General features: G+C 38.3%; 18 protein-coding genes. 6 read left to right on the forward strand and 12 right to left on the reverse strand.

Annotated features, from left to right (window positions below; translation table 11 throughout):
- Positions 1-37 precede the first annotated feature (37 nt).
- The 3 genes from J8L70_RS12610 to J8L70_RS12620 form a co-directional block, all read right to left on the reverse strand.
- Entirely contained in the window at positions 38-3,439 is a 3,402-nt protein-coding gene (locus J8L70_RS12610; RefSeq protein ID WP_211055949.1) for a response regulator, read from the reverse strand.
- A gap of 115 nt (positions 3,440-3,554) precedes the next feature.
- Positions 3,555-5,318 (reverse strand): 30S ribosomal protein S12 methylthiotransferase accessory factor YcaO, encoded by a 1,764-nt coding sequence (ycaO, locus tag J8L70_RS12615; RefSeq protein ID WP_211055950.1) that lies wholly within the window; start codon positions 5,316-5,318, stop codon positions 3,555-3,557.
- Between the two features lie 317 nt (positions 5,319-5,635).
- Positions 5,636-6,691, reverse strand: a complete 1,056-nt coding sequence (locus J8L70_RS12620; protein ID WP_211055951.1) for a GGDEF domain-containing protein — start codon at positions 6,689-6,691, stop codon at positions 5,636-5,638.
- Between the two features lie 292 nt (positions 6,692-6,983).
- Between J8L70_RS12620 and J8L70_RS12625 the strand changes: the two genes are divergently transcribed.
- Both J8L70_RS12625 and J8L70_RS12630 read left to right on the forward strand, forming a co-directional pair.
- Positions 6,984-8,513 carry a carbon-nitrogen hydrolase family protein gene (locus tag J8L70_RS12625; protein WP_211055952.1) on the forward strand — a complete coding sequence of 510 codons (1,530 nt, stop codon included), beginning with the start codon at positions 6,984-6,986 and terminating at the stop codon, positions 8,511-8,513.
- 180 nt (positions 8,514-8,693) lie between these two features.
- Positions 8,694-11,333 carry a TonB-dependent receptor gene (locus J8L70_RS12630; RefSeq protein ID WP_247664814.1) on the forward strand — a complete coding sequence of 880 codons (2,640 nt, stop codon included), beginning with the start codon at positions 8,694-8,696 and terminating at the stop codon, positions 11,331-11,333.
- Between the two features lie 70 nt (positions 11,334-11,403).
- Here the strand turns inward: J8L70_RS12630 and J8L70_RS12635 are convergent, their stop codons facing one another.
- The 3 genes from J8L70_RS12635 to J8L70_RS12645 form a co-directional block, all read right to left on the reverse strand.
- Positions 11,404-12,096, reverse strand: a complete 693-nt coding sequence (locus J8L70_RS12635; protein WP_211055953.1) for a pseudouridine synthase — start codon at positions 12,094-12,096, stop codon at positions 11,404-11,406.
- Positions 12,097-12,294: 198 nt separating this feature from the next.
- The gene (locus J8L70_RS12640) at positions 12,295-12,651 is read right to left on the reverse strand and encodes a HopJ type III effector protein (RefSeq protein ID WP_211055954.1); all 357 of its coding nucleotides are present in this window, start codon (positions 12,649-12,651) and stop codon (positions 12,295-12,297) included.
- Positions 12,652-12,671: 20 nt separating this feature from the next.
- Positions 12,672-13,967 (reverse strand): hypothetical protein, encoded by a 1,296-nt coding sequence (locus J8L70_RS12645; protein WP_211055955.1) that lies wholly within the window; start codon positions 13,965-13,967, stop codon positions 12,672-12,674.
- Positions 13,968-14,223: 256 nt separating this feature from the next.
- Between J8L70_RS12645 and J8L70_RS12650 the strand changes: the two genes are divergently transcribed.
- Complete coding sequence (locus J8L70_RS12650; protein ID WP_211055956.1) at positions 14,224-15,264, forward strand: hypothetical protein; 1,041 nt, start codon at positions 14,224-14,226, stop codon at positions 15,262-15,264.
- Here the strand turns inward: J8L70_RS12650 and J8L70_RS12655 are convergent.
- From J8L70_RS12655 to J8L70_RS12680, 6 genes are all read right to left on the reverse strand, one after another.
- Positions 15,251-15,961, reverse strand: coding sequence for an HAD-IA family hydrolase (locus J8L70_RS12655; protein ID WP_211055957.1), 711 nt, complete (start codon positions 15,959-15,961; stop codon positions 15,251-15,253). The two genes, J8L70_RS12650 and J8L70_RS12655, sit on opposite strands and share 14 nt — an antisense overlap.
- Positions 15,962-15,970: 9 nt before the next feature.
- Positions 15,971-16,918, reverse strand: a complete 948-nt coding sequence (locus J8L70_RS12660; protein ID WP_211055958.1) for a tyrosine recombinase XerC — start codon at positions 16,916-16,918, stop codon at positions 15,971-15,973.
- Positions 16,915-17,526 carry a DUF484 family protein gene (locus tag J8L70_RS12665; protein ID WP_211055959.1) on the reverse strand — a complete coding sequence of 204 codons (612 nt, stop codon included), beginning with the start codon at positions 17,524-17,526 and terminating at the stop codon, positions 16,915-16,917. The genes J8L70_RS12660 and J8L70_RS12665 overlap by 4 nt, the downstream gene beginning before the upstream one ends.
- On the reverse strand, positions 17,523-18,353 hold the full coding sequence (dapF, locus tag J8L70_RS12670; protein WP_211055960.1) for a diaminopimelate epimerase: 831 nt from the start codon (positions 18,351-18,353) through the stop codon (positions 17,523-17,525). Before dapF ends, J8L70_RS12665 begins: the two co-directional genes overlap by 4 nt.
- Before the next feature lie 64 nt (positions 18,354-18,417).
- On the reverse strand, positions 18,418-19,671 hold the full coding sequence (gene lysA / locus J8L70_RS12675) for a diaminopimelate decarboxylase (RefSeq protein WP_211055961.1): 1,254 nt from the start codon (positions 19,669-19,671) through the stop codon (positions 18,418-18,420).
- Complete coding sequence (locus tag J8L70_RS12680) at positions 19,672-19,863, reverse strand: lipoprotein (RefSeq protein WP_211055962.1); 192 nt, start codon at positions 19,861-19,863, stop codon at positions 19,672-19,674. It lies immediately after the preceding gene.
- A 135-nt stretch (positions 19,864-19,998) separates the two neighbouring features.
- On the opposite strand from J8L70_RS12680, the gene cyaY reads away from it, so the two are divergent.
- The 3 genes from cyaY to J8L70_RS12695 are packed head-to-tail and all read left to right on the forward strand — an operon-like array spanning position 19,999 to position 21,909.
- The gene (gene cyaY, locus J8L70_RS12685) at positions 19,999-20,322 is read left to right on the forward strand and encodes an iron donor protein CyaY (RefSeq protein ID WP_211055963.1); all 324 of its coding nucleotides are present in this window, start codon (positions 19,999-20,001) and stop codon (positions 20,320-20,322) included.
- Complete coding sequence (locus J8L70_RS12690; protein WP_211055989.1) at positions 20,319-20,975, forward strand: carboxylesterase; 657 nt, start codon at positions 20,319-20,321, stop codon at positions 20,973-20,975. The genes cyaY and J8L70_RS12690 overlap by 4 nt, the downstream gene beginning before the upstream one ends.
- Positions 20,976-20,994: 19 nt before the next feature.
- Positions 20,995-21,909, forward strand: a complete 915-nt coding sequence (locus J8L70_RS12695) for a DUF2914 domain-containing protein (RefSeq protein WP_211055964.1) — start codon at positions 20,995-20,997, stop codon at positions 21,907-21,909.
- Positions 21,910-21,931 lie beyond the last annotated feature (22 nt).

Consider the following 21,931-nt stretch of genomic DNA (forward strand, 5'->3'; position numbering starts at 1 on the left):
CCGACGGTTAAATAAAAATTTAATTAAGCTTACACGTTTATTGTTTATCTAGCCATTGCTTAAGTTTAGGTTCTAATGCTGCAATATCTAATGGCTTTGTCAGATAATCATCCATTCCTGCAGCAAGGCATTTTTCACGGTCGCCTTGCATTGCATTTGCAGTTAAGGCAATGATAGTAATGCCTTTATTCTCTTTATTGGCTTCACCATTTCTAATCGCATTGGTTGTTTGATACCCATCCATGACAGGCATTTGACAATCCATTAAGATTAGATCGTAAGGTTTTCCTTCCTTTTGCTGTAATTTTTCTAATGCGTGTTTGCCATTTTCTGCAATATCAAAGGTGACTTTAAGTTGCTTTAATAATGCCGCGGCGACAACTTGATTTACCTTGTTATCTTCAACTAATAATAGGTGTGCCTCTGAAGGCGGTTGTATTTCGCCTTGCTCAGACACCGTGCTTTTTGGCGTTATTAGCGCGGGTTTTACAATAGGAGCGGTGTGGTACTCTTTATGTTTTTTTTCAATAAACTTTTCGTTTACCAATGAATCAAATAAATCGGATGGCGTTAATGGTTTAAATACAATGCAATCTATCTTCAGTGCTGGCTGTGCATCCGATTTAGCGTAGCTCATTGGAGCCATTAAAATAATTTTACTTAGCCTTTTATACAGCATATTTTGTAATGCATTAACGTATTTTGGGTTGGCTGTCTCGAAAAAGTAATAGTCAATTAATACGGCATCTGGGAAGTGTTGAGTGTTATTTATATATTCTATTACTTCATTGTAATCGGTAATGCATTGCACGTTAGCTCCCCATATTGTGAGTTGTTTATAAACAATATTGGCGTTTAACGTATTGTTATCTACGACTAAAATATGTTTTCCTTTAATTAAATGACTCGGAAAACCTTCTTGAGGGCTTATTCTTGGCTGTATTTTTACTGAAAAAGAGAACGTACTGCCAACGCCCTCAGCACTGGTTACACTGACTTCACCCTGCATTAGTTGACATAGTTGCTTGACGATTGCTAACCCTAAGCCAGTACCACCAAATTGACGTGTTGTTGAAGTATCTGCTTGGGTAAACGAATCGAACAGTGTTTTTTGTTTATCGGGCGCGATACCTAAACCCGAATCAATGACGGAGCAATGTAAAAACTCACCGTCACTATTTGTACTTATTTGGGCAGTAATAATAATTTCGCCTTCTAAGGTGAATTTTACTGCGTTTCCTACAAGGTTATTAAGAATTTGTCTTAGTCGATTGGGGTCACTAATAATGTCAGTCACGCGAATGCGAGTGGCATCTAAAATTAGCGTGGTTTTATTTTGTTCAGCTTTTAAGGCAAATGATTCAACAACTTCACCTAACAGTTTTGATAAATTAAATTGTATTTCTTCAATATCGAGTTTACCGGCTTCAATTTTAGAAAAATCTAAAATATCATTAATAATGTTCAGTAAAGATTGAGCAGAAGATTGCGCTAACTCAAGGTGATGGTTTTGTTGTTGATCTAGCTCAGATTGCTGAACTATATTTAGCATACCTAGCACCCCATTCATCGGAGTGCGAATTTCATGGCTCATACTCGCTAAAAATTCACCTTTCGCTTTTACGGCTTGCTCAGCAGTTTCTTTAGCTTTTACTAATTGCTGCTCTGTTTCAATACGTTGTTGGCTAGAGTATAAGCTACTAATGAGTGCGGCAACGGCAATTAAAAAGCTTTCTTCATTACCTGACCAGTTGTCTGTATTACCACACTGCTCAACACATACCATACCTATTGAGCCAGAAGGAGCGGGGATTGATACGCACAACATATCATTTATTCCCAAAGGCTTAAGGTATAAAGCTCTTAAAGGTGCTAACGCGCTATTTTCTTGCGCATTTTTAGCGTTAAATATCGCACTGTTTGCTAGGCGTGAAAAAAGTTCTGGAAGAAACGCTTGTTGCCAAATAACGTTGTTATTTAAGGGGGTGCTATTGTTGCTGTGTGATGCAAAACATTCAAGATGAGATTTATCGTCGTTATAAAACCACAGGCTTGAGCGTTGCGCGTGTAAAGCCTGACAAATTGCTTGTGTAATAACCTCTTTTGATTGGCTCAACTGGCCGTTTAAAACTTGTACATTAACGGTTAGTGATGCTAATACCTCGTTATGTAATGCAATTTTTTTATTTTCGAGTTCTATTTTCTTTCGTGTATTAATGTTTTGCAAAGAGCCAAATAATTTAACACAGCGACCATTTATGCGCTCAGTTTCACCATGTACTAATACCCAAACAGGTTGACCTTGCGCATTCATTATTTCTAACTCTGCGACAAAGTTTTCATCGTCTTTAATTGCGCGCTCTATTAGGGTTTTTACTTTGTTTCTACTAAACCCAGGTTTAAAGTAGCTTAAATCTACAGGCCAATCAGGCTGTGTATCTAATGGGTATTTGAAAATTTCTTTTATGGCATCAGACCAATACGCTTTTTTTGTTTTAAAGTTAAAAGACCAAGCACCTACTTTTGCTAAGTTACTCATTGTTTCTAACATTTTTTCGTTTTTTTGTTGGCGGTTTAGCATGCGTAAAAAAAACTGGAATGACCAAATTAAGATACCAAAAATAGTAATGAGAGCGATTCTAAAAGGCCAGATTGTAGATTGCTTAGGGCTCCAACCTGCCTTCGGGGCAACATATAATTTCCAAGTACCACCGGGAAAAGCGCTAGTAAATTTAAGTGGGTTTCTATCTAAAATACCTTGGCTGCCATAAAAAAAATCGCCATTTTCACCGGTCCCATTTCGCCCTTGAATGGCGACATGATAGTTTTTTTCTAATGTATCTATCCCTGCTGATTGATAGACTTTTTGAGGACTTAAAACGAGAGATAGAATCCCCCAAAATGAGTTGTCGGTAGGTAAAAATACCGGGATACGAGCAATTAAAGCTGAACTGCCTTCTTGTAATAGGTTTACAGGGCCGGCCATAATAATAGCGTTATTATCGCGGGCTTTAATTACGTCACTTTTTAAATGCTCGGTTTCTAAAAAATTTAAACCAAGTACAGATTCATTACCTTTTAGCGGGTAGATCATGGATATAACCATATTCGGTGCACCGGCCAAGTGACGGATTTCGGGTGAGGTTTTAAATAATGATGCTGAAATTTGTGCAAAGCGATCTTGATCTAAATCAGGCTCAGCGGCCACTGCCGCAGCAAGGCCTCTGACTAATTGCATGTTAGCAAGTAATATTGATTCAAGGCGTGTTTTATAAATACTTACTTCGGATTGTATTTGTAGACGATGCGCTTCTTCTGCACGAGTAAAATTAATATGATCAAGAATAATACTGATCATTGAGATGATAACAAAGGAAAGCCAAAAGGTGCGTTTAAAGTTATACACTTTTGAATAATTAATTTTTATTTTATCGGGCATTAGAAACAGCATACTATTTTATTAGGCTGTTTAACTATAGCTAATTTATAAGTAAATAAAAACGGTACACATAAAATGTATACCGTTTTTATTATTATGTGCTTACAAGTAACTTTTATGAATCAGCAATTTCACGATTCCAATGCTGTTCTTTTGCAACATGCAGCTTACGATAACCATCAAGCAGTGCGGCGTGCTTTTTAAAGCCATTTAGTGATAAACCCGGGAAAGTTAATCCATTAAATAATGTACGGCCTTCGGCTATTTCAATACTTAGCGCAACGTTGTTTGAGCCAAACATTAACCCTAAAGCGTCTTGGTAATCGCTGTATTGGCGCTCATCATCATATTTTATTTCTAAGATGGCTTTTAAACAGCGAAAATGACGCATTGCATCTTCACTTACTTGGCCGGTATGAAGTATCCAATCAACCCAATCAATTGCTTCTTCATTGCCAGTGGCTAAGCATAAATGCGCTTTTAACTCACCAATACGCAGGGTGTGCCAAGGGGTATCGGCATCGGTTACAAGGCCAATAAATTCAGCCGCGCGAATAATATCGCTATGGCCGGCTTCTTCTAGGCTATCGTAGATATCCATTAATTGTTCATTATTGTATTGATCAAGTGATAAAAACGCTTCGCGGTATTTCGCTCCCTCGTTATTATTACGCCATATAAGCTCATCGGTAGGGTAAATATCTGACATACCAGGCACTAAAATACGACATGCATAAACATTTAAGTGAGTGTAATCCATGATGTAGATATCGTGATCCATGCTATGAATTAAATCGACACAAAAATTATACTCTTGTTCTGTGGTGCCACTAAAGTCCCAATGTACAAAGTCGTAATCGGCTTCAGCGCGGAAGAAATCATGAGAAATTAGGCCGCTAGAGTCGATAAAGTGCAGTTCAATATTTTCAGAAGACGCGACTTCATCGTTGTCAAAAGTAGCGGGTTGGAATACATCTAGTTGATCTAAACGACGACCTTGCAGTAGCTCTGTAACAGTACGCTCAAGAGCCACTTCAAATGAAGGGTGAGCACCAAACGATGCAAATACAGAGCCATCGGTTGGGTTAATCAATGTCACACTCATTACAGGGTAAACACCCCCTAAAGAGGCATCAGCTATACGTAAATGAAAACCATGGCTGCGAAGTTCTTCACAAGCTTGGTGTATTTTAGGATATTGTTTTACGACATCTTCAGGGATTTCTGGTAAACAAATGCCTTCGGCAATAATGCGATTTTTAATAGCGCGTTCAAATACTTCAGATAGCCCCTGTACACGTGCTTCAAATTTGGTATTACCGGCACTCATGCCATTTGAAACAAAAATATTACCAATAACATTGACTGGGATATACAGCGTTTCGTTATCGCGCTGACGAATATACGGCAATGTACAAATTCCGCGTTCGTTGTTGCCAGAGTTAAAGTCGTATAAATGGGTTGGTAGTAATTCACGTTCAGGGTCAAAGTAATCCCATAAACGTTCATCCATAATTCCCTGAGGTACTTGATTTTCGTCTTCTACTTTAAACCATTTCTCAGAAGGGTAATGAGTAAAGTCGGCGTTAGCAAATTCTTGGCCTAGGTAAAAATCAGCAAAAAAATAGTTACAACTTAATCGTTCAAAGTACTCGCCTAATGCTGAGGCAAGTGATGCTTTGTCGGTTGCACCTTTACCATTGGTAAACATAACAGGGCAATCACTGTCTTTAATATGGACTGAATAGCAGTTTGCTACAGGATTTAACCAAAGTGCTTCTTCAACATTTATATTTAGGGCGCTTAGTTTGTTTTGCATTGTAGAGATAGACGACTCTAAGTCGCGATCTTTACCTTTGATAAAAGTTTTTTCAGTCATATTACTCTCAACTAGAATTGGACAGGGCATTGATTAGTTATTATCGTGGATTTTGATGTTTATTTCATCCTTTGCAAGCAATATCGTTATTATTTAATAATCTACGGGTCATAGTGGAGGGAGGAATGACGATGAAAAATATATCAATAAACAGACTAATCAAGGGATTAGGGCTTTTTATAATGAAGTTACAGTTATTGTTATCGCAATGAGTTACGACGCACTGCATTTAACATTGCGAGCATTCGATAATAAACGGGTTCGCGGCTTAGTAAATTCTCTGCTACACAGAAGGGAGTAATTTAAGCCGCTAACGATTATTTGGCTACCGTGGTTTTATTTTTGCCACTGGTTTTACTGAGATAAAGTGCCTCATCTGCTTTTTTTAATGTGTGCTCTAAGCTCACATCTGCTAGCCAAGGCGCCATGCCAAAACTCATGGTGATTTTTAAATTTAGTTCTGTTTCTGGATTATGTTGTTTAGCAATTTGTAAACGTAGCTGCTCTACTTGCTCATAAGCTTGTTGTTGGTCAAGATCTGACAGTGTAAATAAAAATTCTTCGCCCCCCCAACGAGCAGCTATATCTAAAGGGGTTATGGATGATTTAATTGTTTTGGCCGTTTTAGCTAACACAATGTCGCCTATATCGTGGCCATGGTTATCATTTATGCGTTTAAAAAAATCGATATCAGCAATAATAATAAAATGATGGCTTGGTTTTTTAGCCATGTGCTTTTGTTTATTGGCCAACCAAGTGTGGGTGAAGCGACGATTATATAAATGGGTTAAGTAATCAAGGGATGCTTGTTTGGTTAGTTCTATGCGTTGAGTAATTGCCGCAGCTCTTACCATAGTGACGATATACACCATGGGAAAGCCTGCAATGAGAATATTAATAAAATGGACGTAGGGTAAGTAATCACTGTATGCATATGGATAGTTAATATCACCAAATAGAAAGTACAAAGCTGCAAACAGAATGACCCACATACACCCAATCATTAAGGCGGTTCTAAATTGAAATTTAAAATCAATTATTAAGGCTAGTAAGCATGCAACGGTCCACAGGTAAAATTGAAACCCTAACTGCATTCCTAAAATGGAGCACACTAAAATAGAATGTAAGGTGACTTCTATACAAAATAAGTAAAATGCTAAAGTGGGCTTTTTATTTAATAATACCAGGCCGATAGACCACATTATGACACTAAAAACATTGGCAATGGCCAAGGCATTAACGCCAATGTGAGCAAATCCAAAAATAAGTAAACAATGTACCACTAATGCGTAAACTGCCACTTTACTAATAATGTGGGCATTTATTTTTTTATTTTCACTATCATAAAAAAGTGTTTTATTACTTTTACTCATTGTTAGGCTCTTTTTGGGGTGAAATAAAGGCAACCTGTTCGGCGAAAGAATATAAAAGATACAGCTAGCCTATAAAGAATAACAAATCTGACCAAGACTACCAAAGACTTTGCACATAAATCCGATTAATTAATGCACAGTTTGTGTATGCCTCCACTCCACGTCTTTTTATTAGCTAAACAATACCGTGATAGCAGGAAATAGCAGGCGGATGATTAAAAAACATGATACAAAGTTCAAGGTATTCAAATAAATATGTTTAGTCTTTTATATTATCTTGATGGAGTTAGGTATGAGTGTAGAGAAAACCCACCTGGAGATTTGTAATTTAAGCAAAGACCAGTACCCGCAAATAAAAACGTTAATGGATCAGGCTTACCCTGATTTAGGTGGGGCATGGCCAACACATACTATATTTAGATTAATAGACCAATTTCCAGAAGGGCAAATAGGCATTGTTGACGATGGAGTACTGGTTGGTATTGCATTAAGTGTGCAAGTTGATTATACCCGTTTTTCAAACCCCCATACTTACGAAGATATTGCTGATGGGCACGACCGGGTATTTAGCGATGCTGAAGGTGATGCATTATATGGTCTTGATGTGGCCATTAGCGACACTCATCGTGGCATGCGTTTAGGCCGGCGGTTATATGATGCACGTAAAGAGCTGTGCCGACAATATAACCTGCGGGCTATTTTGGCTGGTGGACGTATACCTTGTTATTACAACCATAGTGCAGAAATGTCGCCTATGGAGTACATTGCAAAAGTTGATCAAAAAGAGCTGTACGACCCTATTTTAAGTTTTCAATTATCGAATGACTTTCAGGTAAAACGACTACTTAAAAAGTACTTACCTGAAGATCAGGAGTCTGTAGGTTATGCCACTTTACTTGAGTGGAATAATATCATGTATGAACCGACCGATACCGTGCTTGAGTCAACTAAATCGATTGTTAGGGTCGGTGCAGTACAGTGGCAGATGCGTTGTGTCGAATCGGTAGATGAAATGCTTAAACAAGTTGAGTACTTTGTTGATACCGTATCGGATTATAAAAGTGATTTTATTTTATTTCCTGAGTTTTTTAATGCCCCCATAATGGGGTTGGGCGAACAAAGTAACCAAACCGAAGCGATTCGCTTTTTAGCCGAATATACCGACACATTTAAAAATGCAATGTCGCGTATGGCGGTAGAATATAACGCCAATATTATTACCGGTTCTATGCCTCTGGCAGAGGGTGATAAAATTTATAACGTCAGTTATTTATGCCATCGCAGTGGCAAAATTGATGAACAACGAAAGATACATATTACCCCTCACGAACAAAACGACTGGGTGATTCAAGGCGGCGATAAGATTGCTGTATTTGAAACAGATGCCGGGCGTGTTGGGATTCAAATTTGTTACGACGTAGAATTTCCTGAGCTTTCACGCATTTTAGCCAAACAAGGACTCGATATTCTGTTTGTACCATTTTGGACAGATACAAAAAACAGTTACTTACGCGTTCGACATTGTGCGCAAGCACGCGCAATTGAAAACGAATGTTATGTTGTTATTGCTGGGTCTGTCGGTAATTTACCTGAGGTAGAGAGTCTGGATGTGCAATATTCACAATCTGCGGTATTAACGCCTTCTGACTTTTCGTTTCCGCACGATGCCACATTAAACGAGGCAACGCCCAATACTGAAATGTTGTTATTTAGTGACTTAGATATGGATAAGTTAAAAATATTACACAGTGAAGGAACCGTGCGTAACTTAAAAGACCGTCGTGAAGATTTATATGACGTGATTTTAAAAAAAGAGACATGATAAACTAAATAAGTGTGTCACACGGCTAGTTAAAGTTAACTAGCCGGTTTTATCTGCGTGATGAGAGGGGATAAATTGGGCTGAACAAGCGGTATATATATTGACAATGTTAATGATAATGGTTATCATTTGTTTCGTTTAAGTAAACACTCCCCAATCAACATGAAATCTGGATATCAAATGTCTTCAAAGTACAAAACAATGACACCGTTATCATTACTTACGTGTGCTATTTTAGCTTCTTTTTCTACAGCAACTATAGCTGAAGAAACTTTATCGCAAACACTTAATAAAGTTTCAAATAATCAAAATATTACTATTTATGCTAAGCCATCAATTATTACTGGGTTAGCAAAAGATGTTGATCAAACCGGAACCGCTAAAAACACGATTAGTCAATTAATTGCAGGTAGCGATCTGCAAGCTGTTTGGCTAGATACAGATACCGTTGTTATTAAGCGTAAAACCAACACTGAATCAGCGGCTAGCCTTGCTATAGCAAGTAATAATGTAAATACGGTTGAAAGAATTAGCGTATACGGGTTACATAACCAACTAATATTAGACTCTGGCACTGCAACAAAATCTAATATGACATTGATGCAAACCCCTGCTGCGGTCGTTGTCGTAGATAAGCGAATACTGAGTGAACAATCAAGCGAAACATTACAAGATAGCATTCGTAATATCAGTGGTGTAACGCAAGCGGGTAATAACTATGGTATTGGTGATAATTTAATTATTCGTGGTTTAGAGGCTAATTATACTTATGATGGTATTTATGGTGGTGCCGATTTAGGTAATAACTATAACCCCACTCGTTCAATGACCAATGTGGAAAGCGTTGAAGTACTTAAAGGTCCTGCAACAGGCTTATATGGTATGGGTGCTGCTGGTGGTGTTATTAATTTAATTGAGAAAAAACCACAGCAAAAAGAGCAATACGAGATTAAAGCACTAATTGGCCAGTGGAATAACACTGCCGTAATGTTAGATGCAACAGCCGGTTTAACTGATAAAGCCGCATATCGTGTAGTCGCTAACTATGAAAAATCAGACGGATACCGTGATTTAAGTACCGAGCGTGCAGAGCTATATGCGTCACTAAGCTATGACTTCTCAGACGACAACGCTATTTTATTTTCAGCGGCTTATATTGATGACTCTATCCAAATTGATTCGGTAGGTGACCCAGTACGTATTCTTAGCGTCGATGATATCAACGTTGACCCTAGTGAATTAACCGGTGATGATTTAGTGAATGATACCGATGCTGATGGCGATGGCATTTCTGGTGTGCAACTAACACAAGCACAACGTGATGAGCTAGCAAGCACGGTATTAGCAAGTGATGGATTACAGCCTTATTCATTGGGCAGTGGTGGACTAATTTCACCTTTATCTGAACCAAATGAAGGTAAAGAGTTACGTTTTAAATTACGTCAAGATCTGAATATTTCTGATAATTTAAAATTAACACAACAAATTCAGTACCGTGACTACTCTTCAGAGTTTACACGTCAAACAGGTGGCCTTAACTTTATTTATTGGAATCGTAACGGTGAGATAAATGCCGATCCACGTGCGCCATTAGTAATTGATGATGTGTTATATCCTTATGCTGCACGTCGTCAAGAATATCGTCATCAAACGGCAGAAGAAACTACATGGCAATACTTTGTTGACTTAACGAGTACTTGGTCATCAGGTAACTTCTCAGGTGAGCATTTAATTAGTGCAAACTATGAATCTCGAGATGCTTCGGTACAGTCATCTTCTATTTATGATGCAGATGGAGGGGGTTCATTACCTTACATTTTAGATATTAGAAGTCCTAACTGGCCTACAGGCGACTTTGATGATTACGATCCAATACTTAAAACAAATTACGATAAAAGCGTAACTGCATGGGGTGTAAGTGCTCAAGAGGTTATCTATTTTGATGATTCGTTTACTGGTCGATTTGGGTTAGCGTACACGGGCATTAGCCAAGATTACCAGCACAAAGGCACGGTAAGCACACCAGATATTGGTAAAGAGCTAGATACTGATGATAATGGCTTAACCTATAACTTAGGCTTAAATTATAAATTTACAGAGCAATTTGCGACCTTTGTAAACTACTCAAAGGGCACAACTGCATACAGCCTGCTAGGAAGTTTAGAGGCCGATGGTGATGACAGACCTAATTCAGAGTCTATCTCTATCGATTTAGGGTTTAGAATGACGGCATTTGATGAAAACTTATTAATGTCATTTGTGTTGTTCGAAACCAGCAGAACTAATCTTAGATATAGTAACGAAGAGTATAACGATAACGTTGATGATGCTGAATACAATATCTCGGTAGCGCAATATTTTTACGATGAAGAAGATCGAAGCCGAGGAGCTGAGCTTGATTTAAACTTGGCGTTAAACGATCAGTGGAGCATGAACTTTAATGCGACATATATGGATGCGACTACAGTACAAGGCGACATCTCTGAAGGTCAATCTAAAGGGGTTCCATTAAAATACGCCCGTGTGTGGACAAGCTATGAGCATACATTTGCTGCATTGCCAGCGCCGATTAAATTTAGCTTAGGTTTATCGTATGAAGATGAGCGTAGCTTATATGCTTCAGCTTATGGAGTACCGTATGCATACATTAACTCTTACCAACTATGGGATGCAGCCGTAAGCTATGGCGTTGATAATTGGAATGTACAATTGAATGTTGATAACTTAGCTGATAAAACCTACTACAGCAAAGCGATGTACGCAGGTGGATTACCTGGTGAAAGCAGAAATGCAAAACTTACAGTAACGTATAAGTTTTAAAGTAAACGACGTTAAGGCCTTATTTTATTAAGGCCTTTATAAATTAAAACAGCCACGTTCAGTGGTTGTTTTAATTTCTTACAATATGGCTCTTTTGAATTTTGAGGTACTGCCCTGGTGCTAAATCGAGTTCAGCAAGTGCAAGATCGCTAATATGGGTGCGTAGTAAATCAACCACCTTATAACCGCAAAAATGTGCCATTTTTCTTATTTGTCTATTTAATCCCTGCTTTAACACAATAATAAACTGCGTTTCATTTACCCGTGTTACCTCACATGGCAATGTTATTTTTTTATCGACAGGCACGCCCGCAGCCATCTGTTTACAAAACTCATTATGTATCGGTTTATCTACCGTGACTAAGTATTGTTTTGGTTGGTGAAAATCAGGGTGAATAAGTTGGTTACAAAAATCACCATCGTTGGTGAGTATTAGTAGCCCTCGAGAGTCTTTATCTAACCGGCCAATGGGGTAAACCCGTGTGAGCTTTGGTAATTGGTGGATCAAGCTATGAGAGTCGTGTTGATTAAGTTTACAGTCAACCCCTACAGGTTTGTGATAAGCGTAATAAACTAAATCGGCAGCTCCTTTTATATGTTTCCCGTCCACGATGACAGCATCGTGCTCATTAACGTGATCGATATGATTAGCAGGGCGATTATTGACGACAACTAAGCCTTCATCAATCAGTCGCGATGCTTGTTTGCGAGAGCACACACCAGCGTGAGCAATATATTTAGCGAGTCGAATCTTATTGCTCATAAGCTTAAAAGTGATTGATGAATTAGTTTTAAGCCATTATAGCAAAGGTGCGTATCTATACCCAAGGCTGTTAAGTAGGCCAATGTTATTCGCGATGATAGGTATGAAAGTTTAATAGTTAAAACAGTATAAGTTATTAAAAAGTGCAGATGTATTTACACAGCCGCACATAGTAAATCAGACGATAAATTAAGTTGCTTATTTGGCTTTTAACGGCTCACCCTCAAAGGTAAGCCCTAAAAATGGGGTCGCCTTTGGCGCTAGCATAAACGTACGAATATTCATGTGATCATCGCCATCAGGGTTTTGCATTACATCTTCACGATAAAACTGACCAAAACAATCTAAGGTATTTTGTTTCGTTAATTCGTTTAACTTGGCAAAAGCAAAAATTTTACACGAACCGTTATTTTCACTCGCCGAGCTAAGTAAACCGTGGTTATTAAAAGCACAGGCGGTAAAATCGTAGTGCTCTTCGATGACAGCCATTGAATCAGTAAACTGAATGCTGTGCGGAGTGTTAGCCAGTTTCTGTAAAAATTCGAGTAATGACATGCGTATTCCTATAAAAGTTGTTAGTTATTGTTTGTAAGTTCTGCGCTAATTAATAGACCATCGTAAGTATAAAAATAACCGTCCCATAGCTCAGATGAAAACTCTGCTTTGTCTAAAAATTCATCATACTCTCCGATAGCAGAGAGTGTGTCTGTTGGGCTTTCATATTTAGCACTGGCAAACTGCCACGCCGAGCTTTTATTAAAGTAATTAGCGAGCGCTACAAGTTTAATATTTTTTGTTGAAAACGGTTCGATTAATTTTATTTTTGATATGTAGCCTGCACGTTCATATAAAAGCTCATTGCAGCGTGTGATTATAATACTTTTAAGGTTTTCGTTTAATAATTTAAGCGGTAAATGATCTTGATGTTTATTCATAAAGTCATTAACAGAACCCACACCCCCATAGCATTTACTATTACTATCAATATTTTCTATAAGCGTACCTTGAGAAATTCCTGCTAAGTGGTGATTTGTTTCATTAATACTCTCTTTATATATAGCCGTGTCTATATGTGTGAAATGCTTTTTTAACTGAGTGATATGTTGAGCTGTTAAAGGGGTATTTAAGTAAATAGGATCTTGCGCATCTAGGCGTATTTCTAATTCTTTATTTTCTAAAGAAAGTTCATTATTTAACAACATGGGTAATAAATTGATATGAAATTGATAACCTACGAGCTTGTTATCAATAAAATGCAGTGCGTGATTTCTTCCGTAGACAAGTATCTTTTTATTGCCATTACCAAACTCTAAGCTTGCTAAACCTAATGACGAGAGTGTGCGCTCAATACTTTGTCCCAATGTTTGGCCAACAAATGAAGAAGGAGTCACACTTGTATTTTTAAACTCAGTGAATTTAGGAGTATTGCTTGTATTTACAGTAAACTCGACGGTTTTCCCTTTGATTAAGAGTGTTTTACCTTGTTTATGAGTACCGGCAATAAACATATCTTCAGTAATCGCTTTTTGTTGATTGCAATGAGTGGAGGGCGTAAATCGCACTACGTAATCTAAATTCCTAGTCACTTTACTCATGGCGGAATTCATTTTTCGAGACAGTACCTCCAGTTGAAATTGCTCTACCACCTGTACATTTTCTGCATGAACACCTTTGGCTGAATATTCTTCAATGGCCTTGCTTCTGAGTCGTTTTTTTTCAGCTGTTTTCTCATTTAAGTTGGAAAGTTTGCTGCTCATTTTTATTTGGATAGTGTCAGATGTTGGCTCACAGCTCTCATCTTTGACAAAGTAGTTAATGGCAAAAGCGTTCCAATGGCAAAGAAAAAGTAGAGTAAATAAGATAAAGCGCATATAAATCCTTTTTTATATTTTACGGATAACCTTAACGCATTTTTTTTACAATTTATAGGTAATTAAAATTGTTGGATAAATAGATTTTATTCGATGTTGGTTATTTAAAGGTAAAAGACACTAGGTTATTTAACTTAAGAGAGGGTATCGATTTCTTTGCTACAAAAACAGTCAGTAAAGTCTTTTTCTTTAGGATTTGCCTTTTAAAAAATATACAGGTACGGTATTTGTAAACTATTGATAAAAAATAAATAAAATGAAAAAAATACTTTTTTTATTATCACTATTAATTCTCGGCTGTACTCCAAGTAAAACCGATGTATTAAAAGGGGTATATAACACGGCTAAAAAAGAAAAAGATATAGTAAAGCTCGAAAACGCCCTTAATCGCTTAAATGCACTCGAACCAGATACTTGGCAAGTTGAGTACACAAATATCGTCCGCGCGGCGAAAAATTTACAGTTAGCTAAAGAAGCGCTTAACGCAGGTAATCTCCATGATGCATTAAATTATGCCAAAACCTCATCACATGCTTTTTACAGCAAACAAGCGGGCCATATTGTGAGTGAGGTAAATAAAAAAGCGATTAATTTAAATGCGGTATATACCGCATTAAACACATTAGAAAGCCAAAAAGAGTCTGTTAATCAGCGCGTTGAAGCCTTTTATAAGCAAGATGTAAAAAGTTGGAATATCATTGAGTTTAACTCTTTTCTAGTTGATTTAATTGACAAAAGACGTGTTTTCGCAAAATTAAAACCTAAGCTTGAAAGCGATGTAAATAAAAGTGATATTTTTATTGAGGCAAATAAAATCACAACGAATCAGTTAATGGCCTTAGATAATTTAATTAATCGGTTATTGTCTAAAATAGTGATACCAGTGAGTAGCACACTGATATCGTTTAGTGACTCAGTATCTGAGCAAACTATTTTAAATCTTAATCATTTTCCTGATGAAAATGTACCGAGTATGATGGCTTCATACTATAAAAAGTTTAATGCAGATAATCAGCAATATACCGATTTAGTTGAAAATATCCATTTAGTTACTTTCCAAAATAACTATAAGGGATTTATTGATATGTTTGAGTTTTATACACTTTATAACGTGTTATCAAATCCACCAAAAAGCTATAAAAATTATGAAAATATAATAAGCCAAAAGCATTCTGAGTTACTCAATAAAGCCGAAAAAGCAAAGTCTTATAAGCACTTAACTACAAATCTAAATGTATACGAAGCACCATTGCTTTGGGCATTTCATAACGATTTGCAGCAGTTTATGAACGAATAAAATGCGTTAAGGCATGGATGTTAGTTATTTCTACATCGGCAAGGCCTTTATAAGCATATTGAGCACGTTGATTGTTTAACCAAACTGATTGGCACCCCGCATTATGAGCGCCTTGTACGTCGGTATCTAGGCTATCACCAATGTGTAGTATGTCGTTTTTTTCAACCTTTAAATGTGCAGCTGCTTTATCAAATAAGGCAGTGTGGGGTTTTGCTTTACCGTGCATACCGGCTTGTAAAACGAGCGCAAACTGGTTGTTTAAGTTAAAGCGTTCTATTTCAACGTTACCATTGGTAATGGCGATTAAAGTAAAATGCTGTGCTAAGTTCTGAAGAAGGGCCAGTACGCTATCATCGACAACAATATTACTGCGTGCTTCGGCAAAGGCATTATAGGCGTTATTGGCATGACGTATTACTTCTTCTTCATTAAACCCCAGTTTTGTTAGGGCTAAATGTAATGTGTGTTTACGCCATTGAGTGACATTATCGGCCAGCGCAGGTGTTTGCTTGACTGCCAGTTGGCGACATTGCTGCCAGTATTGTGTGCCTTGCTCTTGGTAACGAGGTAATGCATTTAGATAGTTTTGCTGAGCACTAACGGCTGCTTTTATGATTGGATGATTGTTATATAAGGTGTCGTCTAAATCAAAACTCATAACAGAAAAAGGGCGAATAGCACGATTAAATCGGATCATTTTATTTTCCTAATCGGTATGTTTTTTAGCGCGCGGATGAGTGTTGTCGTACACTTTGGCTAAATGCTGAAAATCTAAGTGGGTGTATACTTGTGTCGCTGATAAACTACTATGGCCAAGTAGCTCTTGAACGGCTCGTAAATCACCAGATGATTCTAATATATGTGATGCAAATGAATGGCGTAACTTATGTGGGTGAACCTGAGAGCTAATACCTTGTTTTTCACCCCACTCTTTCATTCGCAACCGAACTTGGCGTATAGAAATACGGTTTTTTTTACTGCTTAAAAAAAGCGCCGGTTCTTCATTGAGGGAAAACATGGGGCGTATTTTTAACCACGCTTGTAAAGCCACAAGCGCTTTGTTGCCTACAGGGATTAATCGCTCTTTATTTCCTTTACCTGTTACTCGAATTTCACCTGAATGTGCATTTACATCCTGTAAGTTTGCACCAACTAACTCGCTAACCCTTAATCCTGATGAGTACATTAACTCCATAATTGCTTTGTCTCGAATAGCAAGAGGACTGTCATCGGTTATTTCAAGTAGCTTTGCCATCTGATCGACATCGAGATTTCTGGGCAAGGGCTTAGCAAATTTAGGGCCTTTAATATCTTGTGCAGGGTTATGATACTGACTTGATTCGGCAATGTTTTTGGCTTTTAAAAACTTATACAAACTACGTATACAGCTGAGCTTTAAACTAATTGTCCGCCCACTAAGTTGATTGGCGCGTAATGCCATACTGTATCGTCTAATTTGCTCTGCTTGTACAACAAACCAGTCATCACATAGTTGGCTAAAATATAATGCGGCAAAATTAAGTTGGCTCACATATTGATTTACCGTGTGTACTGAATATTGTTTTTCAAAACGCAGGTAGTCGCTAAATAAGGTGATCGGTGTGCGCCAATTTTCGCTTAATTGTGAAATACTTGGCGCGGGTTCATCACTCATGCGAGTGCCTGTAAACGTAGCGCTAATGAGTGAACAAAATCCATCGCAAATAAAGTATCTTGCGCAGGGTCAAAGTGATTTTCGTTATGGCTACCAAGGGCTAAAAATGCCACTGGCTTTGTTTTTTCACCAATTAAAAACACAGCACAAGAGCGGGTTGTTGGTTGAAAAAATAACGCATGTTCATCGCTATTCATACGTCCAAGATAATAACTTGAATTACTCAAGCGGTGGTTTATCAATTTATCAAATTTAGTTGAATACTTAACTAACTGGCATTCATCAATACCTGAGTTACTGCATATAACCTGGCTTAAACTACTGGCTAGCGCGTTAAAGTCGCTGTGTGTTGATAGTTGCTTATGGCATTGGCTAAATAAACGATATATCAACTCATTTTGTGCTGCATGCTGTGTTAATTGCTCTATTTTATTTTTTAAAGCCGTATTGTGCTCGCGCAATTGGCGTTGTTGAATATGCACTAACGACGTTGCACCTTTTGCCTGTTGCTGCAGTTCAAGTTCAGCGAGTAATGCAGGTCGTTGAACTAAAAAATCAGGGTGTTGCTGCAGAAATTCAGCTACTTGTTGTGGTGTTAGCTCATTCATAAAGCAACTTGGCCATCAAATACATGCTCTGCAGGCCCCGTCATTCTGACCGGGTGACCTTCACCACTCCAACGAATCTCTAAACGCCCACCGGGTAAATCAACTTGTACTGTGGTACTTAATTTCTTTTGCATGTGGCCTATAACCATTGCTGCACATGCGCCAGTGCCACAGGCAAGTGTTTCACTAACGCCACGTTCCCATACTCTGAGTTTGATATGCGCCGGCGAAATAACTTGCATAAAACCAATGTTAGCGCGCTGAGGAAAGCGTTCATGAGTTTCAAGTAACGGGCCTAGCTCATTGACTTTGGCACTGGCAATATCGTCTACTTCAAGTACACAGTGAGGGTTGCCCATTGATACGGCACCAGTAAAAACGGTGTGCTCGCCAGTACGTATAATATAAGTTAGTTCACGTTTGGTGGCTTTGAGCGGTACTTTGCTAGGCTCAAAATTTGGGTGTCCCATATTAACGGTTACTTGGCCATCTTTTTCAATATAAAGCGTTAAATTTCCCGATTTTGTAGAAACTGAAATTTTATGTTTGTTTGTCAGCCCTTTCATACGCACAAAACGTGCAAAACATCGTGCACCATTACCACATTGTTCCACTTCGGTGCCATCGGCATTAAAAATACGATAGTGAAAGTCGAGATCGGGAGAGTATGGCGCTTCCACCATTAATAGCTGATCAAAGCCAATACCAAAATTTCGGTCGGCTAATTTTTTGATTTGATCGCGTGACAAAAAAACATTTTGTGTAATGTTATCAATGACTACAAAGTCATTACCTAAGCCGTGCATTTTTGAGAAATTAACTAACATAGCGCTCTTATTCGATTTTGCTCTGCGCTAATCATGCCACAGAGCGAGAGAGTAGCAAAAACGTTTATGGTAAAAGTTTTTCACCTTGATATAAGCTTTCAATGGTTTCGCGTTCACGAATTAGATGATGGTGTTCTCCATCGACCATTATCTCAGCTACACGAGGCCGTGAATTGTAATTAGAGCTCATTGTAAAACCATACGCTCCAGCACTGCGTTGAGCTAATAAATCACCTTGCTTAAGCGCAAGCGTACGGTCTTTACCTAAAAAGTCACCTGTTTCACAGACCGGGCCAACAATATCAAAATTATGAAGGGGGGTGTCGTCATTACGTGGCGATACCGCAATAATATTTTGCCAAGCTTGGTATAAAGAAGGGCGTAGCATATCGTTCATACCAGCATCAACAATAGCAAAATACTTATCTTGATTTTGTTTTATAAACTCGACTTGTGTGACTAAAATCCCCGCATTGGCTGCAATTGCTCTACCGGGTTCGAAAATAAGCTCTAAATGGCGGTAATTACCCAATTGTGCCGTTACTTGCTCAGCATATTCACTTGGATGCGGTGGTTTTTCATCGTTATAGGGAACACCTAAACCGCCGCCAATATCTAAGTGATTCAATTCAATGCCTATTTCTTTTAAATCATCAATTAAGGCAAGCAGTTTATCTAAAGCCGCTAAAAAAGGTGTTGTTTCGGTGAGCTGTGAGCCGATATGACAATCGACCCCTGTGATTTTAAGCCCAGGTAATGCCGCGGCTTGTTGGTAAACGGCCAGTGCATTTTGAATTCCAATACCAAATTTATTCTCTTTTAATCCAGTAGAAATATAAGGGTGAGTTTTAGCGTCGATATCAGGGTTAACACGAATCGAAATTGGAGCGATTAGATTAAGGTCTGTGGCTACTTGCGAAATTCGTTCAAGTTCGCAAGCCGATTCTACATTAAAGCACTTAATTCCTAACTTTAAAGCATATGCTATTTCGTCGGCAGTTTTAGCTACCCCAGAAAACACCACTTTACTGGCATCGCCACCGGCTTTTATTACCCGAGCAAGCTCTCCTTTAGAAACAATGTCAAAGCCAGCACCTAATCGCGCTAATATATTTAATACTGCAATATTAGAGTTCGCTTTTACGGCATAACATACCAAACTTTTATGATTTTTAGTGGCATTGGCAAAGGCTAAGTAATGACGCTCAAAGGTGGCACGAGAGTATACATAACAAGGTGTACCATAATGTTGCGCAAGTGCTGTAACCGCTACATCTTCAGCAAAAAGCTGGTTGTTTTTGTAATTAAAAAAGTCCACTTATTGCTCCTGCTGTTGACTTATAGTAGGTGTTTTTTGTTGTTGCGTGATGCTCTGTGTATTGAGTTTATTTACGCGCGGATTTTCATCTGGTAAATACAGTGGACCACTTTGGCCACAGCCAACTAGCATTGTTAATAGTAGGGTACTTGCTAATAGTTGTTTTAATTGTAACTTATATGTCGCTTTCATTAGATTAATAGTGTTGCTGGCTTTATAATCGCAGAGTAACAGAATATCTAAAAAATGCAGCTATTCGCGGATGATTTTATTCCTGTTACACTAGCTGCTTATAAATTGACCCTATTGCCGTAAAGGAAATTAATAATGACTGATCACGAATATCACCAATTAGCTGAAGCACTTATGTTTACTATAGAAGAGCAAGTTGATGAGTTAGATGCCGATTTAGACTATGAATCAGCACAAGGTATTTTAGAAATTATTTTTCCCGATAAAAGTAAAATTGTTATTAATAAACAAGCGCCTTTACATCAAGTGTGGGTAGCTACAAAATTTAATGGTCATCATTTTGAATTACGTGACGATAAATGGATAGATAATCGTTCAGGTGCTGAATTTTGGGCATTTATTAACGAAGCTTCTACACGCCAAGCAGGTCAAACAATACAATGGCAGTCGTCACTATGAGCTTAGAGTTTGTTCAATACCCTGCACAAGGTGAGCATAAAGCAACGGTTATTTGGTTACATGGCTTAGGTGACTCAGGCGATGGCTTTTTACCTGTTGCAAGTCAATTAGGTTTGCCGGCCGAGCTGGGTGTAAAATTTATATTTCCTCATGCGCCAGTACAACCGGTCACTATAAATGGTGGGATGGAGATGCGCTCTTGGTACGATATCAAATCATTGGATTTAGATAAGAGAGCGGATGAGCAAGGGGTGAGAGAGTCGGCTTATTTAGTCGAGCAGCTAATTGATCAGGAAGTTGAAAGCGGTATTCCTGCCAATAAAATTATACTCGCTGGTTTTTCGCAAGGTGGCGTTATTTCGTTACACTTAGCACCTAGGTATAAGCACAAGTTGGCTGGAGTAATGGCTTTGTCGACTTACATGTGTGTACCTGAAAAGCTTGCAAATGAAGCGGTTCAGCGTGATCTAAATATTTTTATGGCACATGGCCGTCAAGATAATGTAGTCCCTTTTGAAGCAGGTAAGCATGCTTTTGATGTGTTAAGCACGCACAACATGGAAGTAAGTTGGCAAGACTACCCAATGGCGCACCAAGTGTGCATGCAAGAGCTACAAGCAATTGCCCAGTGGCTAGTTACCCGCTTAAGCTAGTTTTTAACCGCGAGGTCATATGAATCAGAAAATAGTTATTAAAGCCAATGTTATAAAAGAGGCAACATTGAATAGCAAAGCAGTAAGCTATCAATGGCATTGGCATAGAATTATTAGTGTTATTATGTTTGTTTTAATGACCTCGGCTGCTGTTTTTTATGGCCTAAGTATGTCGGTGAGTGCGGAGCAAAGCCCTCAAGTTGAAGCACTAACTTTAAATAACATTGAGCCTGTATCATCACGCGGGACTGAGCTTGTGGTATTAGATGACACCACCTTGGTAGAAAAGCCCGAGCAGGATGATATTGAGTTGGTTGAGTTATCGTACGACACACCCGATGCCGCGTTAATGGTTGGTGAGGTAGCGACACAAAAGACAACCCATGTTGAGCCGGCCACCCTTAATGATGAACCTACATTAGAGTTAAGTGAGCCCGAAATAGCACAAGTGACTGCTCAAGTAGCCCCTTCTCAAGAAGAAGTACAGGAACAAAAACAAGAGTCAGCACCGGCTGAAGATGCATCGAACACAGAAACGGCATCAGATTTATTTTCAGGCACAGCGCATATTGCAAGTGTGGCATTAGGGGCTAAAATTGATACGAATAAAGTGAGTCGTGCGGTATTAACCCGAAGCGTATCTAACCGAGAGCCAACCAATGTATTTTCTGCAGACATACGATTAAAGCAGTTTGATGATTCGCTGTCCTTTTTTAGTGAACTCAAAAATATGCAAGGCCAAAAAATTAAACACCTATGGCAATATGAGGGTAACGTGGTTGCCGAAATCCCCTTAAATATAACGACTCCCCGTTATCGTACGTTTTCGAAAAAACACATTATGGCTTCTCAGCTTGGGCATTGGCGAGTTGATGTAATAGACGAAATGGGTAATTTGATAGCACAAAAAGAATTTAGAATATTAGCTGATTAAACACACGCTAAATTAAAAATAT

It is taken from the genome of Pseudoalteromonas sp. MMG010, assembly GCF_018100905.1.
In the GTDB taxonomy this organism is placed as follows: domain Bacteria; phylum Pseudomonadota; class Gammaproteobacteria; order Enterobacterales; family Alteromonadaceae; genus Pseudoalteromonas.

What these genes read in the sequence shown, in the direction of transcription:
- J8L70_RS12610 (WP_211055949.1), bottom strand. Translation starts at nt 3,439, where the DNA reads ATGCCCGATAAAATAAAAATTAATTATTCAAAAGTGTATAACTTTAAA.
- J8L70_RS12645 (WP_211055955.1), bottom strand. Translation starts at nt 13,967, where the DNA reads ATGCGCTTTATCTTATTTACTCTACTTTTTCTTTGCCATTGGAACGCT.
- J8L70_RS12635 (WP_211055953.1), bottom strand. Translation starts at nt 12,096, where the DNA reads ATGAGCAATAAGATTCGACTCGCTAAATATATTGCTCACGCTGGTGTG.
- J8L70_RS12640 (WP_211055954.1), bottom strand. Translation starts at nt 12,651, where the DNA reads ATGTCATTACTCGAATTTTTACAGAAACTGGCTAACACTCCGCACAGC.
- J8L70_RS12620 (WP_211055951.1), bottom strand. Translation starts at nt 6,691, where the DNA reads ATGAGTAAAAGTAATAAAACACTTTTTTATGATAGTGAAAATAAAAAA.
- ycaO (WP_211055950.1), bottom strand. Translation starts at nt 5,318, where the DNA reads ATGACTGAAAAAACTTTTATCAAAGGTAAAGATCGCGACTTAGAGTCG.
- J8L70_RS12650 (WP_211055956.1), top strand. Translation starts at nt 14,224, where the DNA reads ATGAAAAAAATACTTTTTTTATTATCACTATTAATTCTCGGCTGTACT.
- J8L70_RS12660 (WP_211055958.1), bottom strand. Translation starts at nt 16,918, where the DNA reads ATGAGTGATGAACCCGCGCCAAGTATTTCACAATTAAGCGAAAATTGG.
- J8L70_RS12625 (WP_211055952.1), top strand. Translation starts at nt 6,984, where the DNA reads ATGAGTGTAGAGAAAACCCACCTGGAGATTTGTAATTTAAGCAAAGAC.
- J8L70_RS12695 (WP_211055964.1), top strand. Translation starts at nt 20,995, where the DNA reads ATGAATCAGAAAATAGTTATTAAAGCCAATGTTATAAAAGAGGCAACA.
- J8L70_RS12680 (WP_211055962.1), bottom strand. Translation starts at nt 19,863, where the DNA reads ATGAAAGCGACATATAAGTTACAATTAAAACAACTATTAGCAAGTACC.
- cyaY (WP_211055963.1), top strand. Translation starts at nt 19,999, where the DNA reads ATGACTGATCACGAATATCACCAATTAGCTGAAGCACTTATGTTTACT.
- J8L70_RS12655 (WP_211055957.1), bottom strand. Translation starts at nt 15,961, where the DNA reads ATGATCCGATTTAATCGTGCTATTCGCCCTTTTTCTGTTATGAGTTTT.
- dapF (WP_211055960.1), bottom strand. Translation starts at nt 18,353, where the DNA reads ATGTTAGTTAATTTCTCAAAAATGCACGGCTTAGGTAATGACTTTGTA.
- J8L70_RS12690 (WP_211055989.1), top strand. Translation starts at nt 20,319, where the DNA reads ATGAGCTTAGAGTTTGTTCAATACCCTGCACAAGGTGAGCATAAAGCA.
- J8L70_RS12665 (WP_211055959.1), bottom strand. Translation starts at nt 17,526, where the DNA reads ATGAATGAGCTAACACCACAACAAGTAGCTGAATTTCTGCAGCAACAC.
- J8L70_RS12630 (WP_247664814.1), top strand. Translation starts at nt 8,694, where the DNA reads ATGTCTTCAAAGTACAAAACAATGACACCGTTATCATTACTTACGTGT.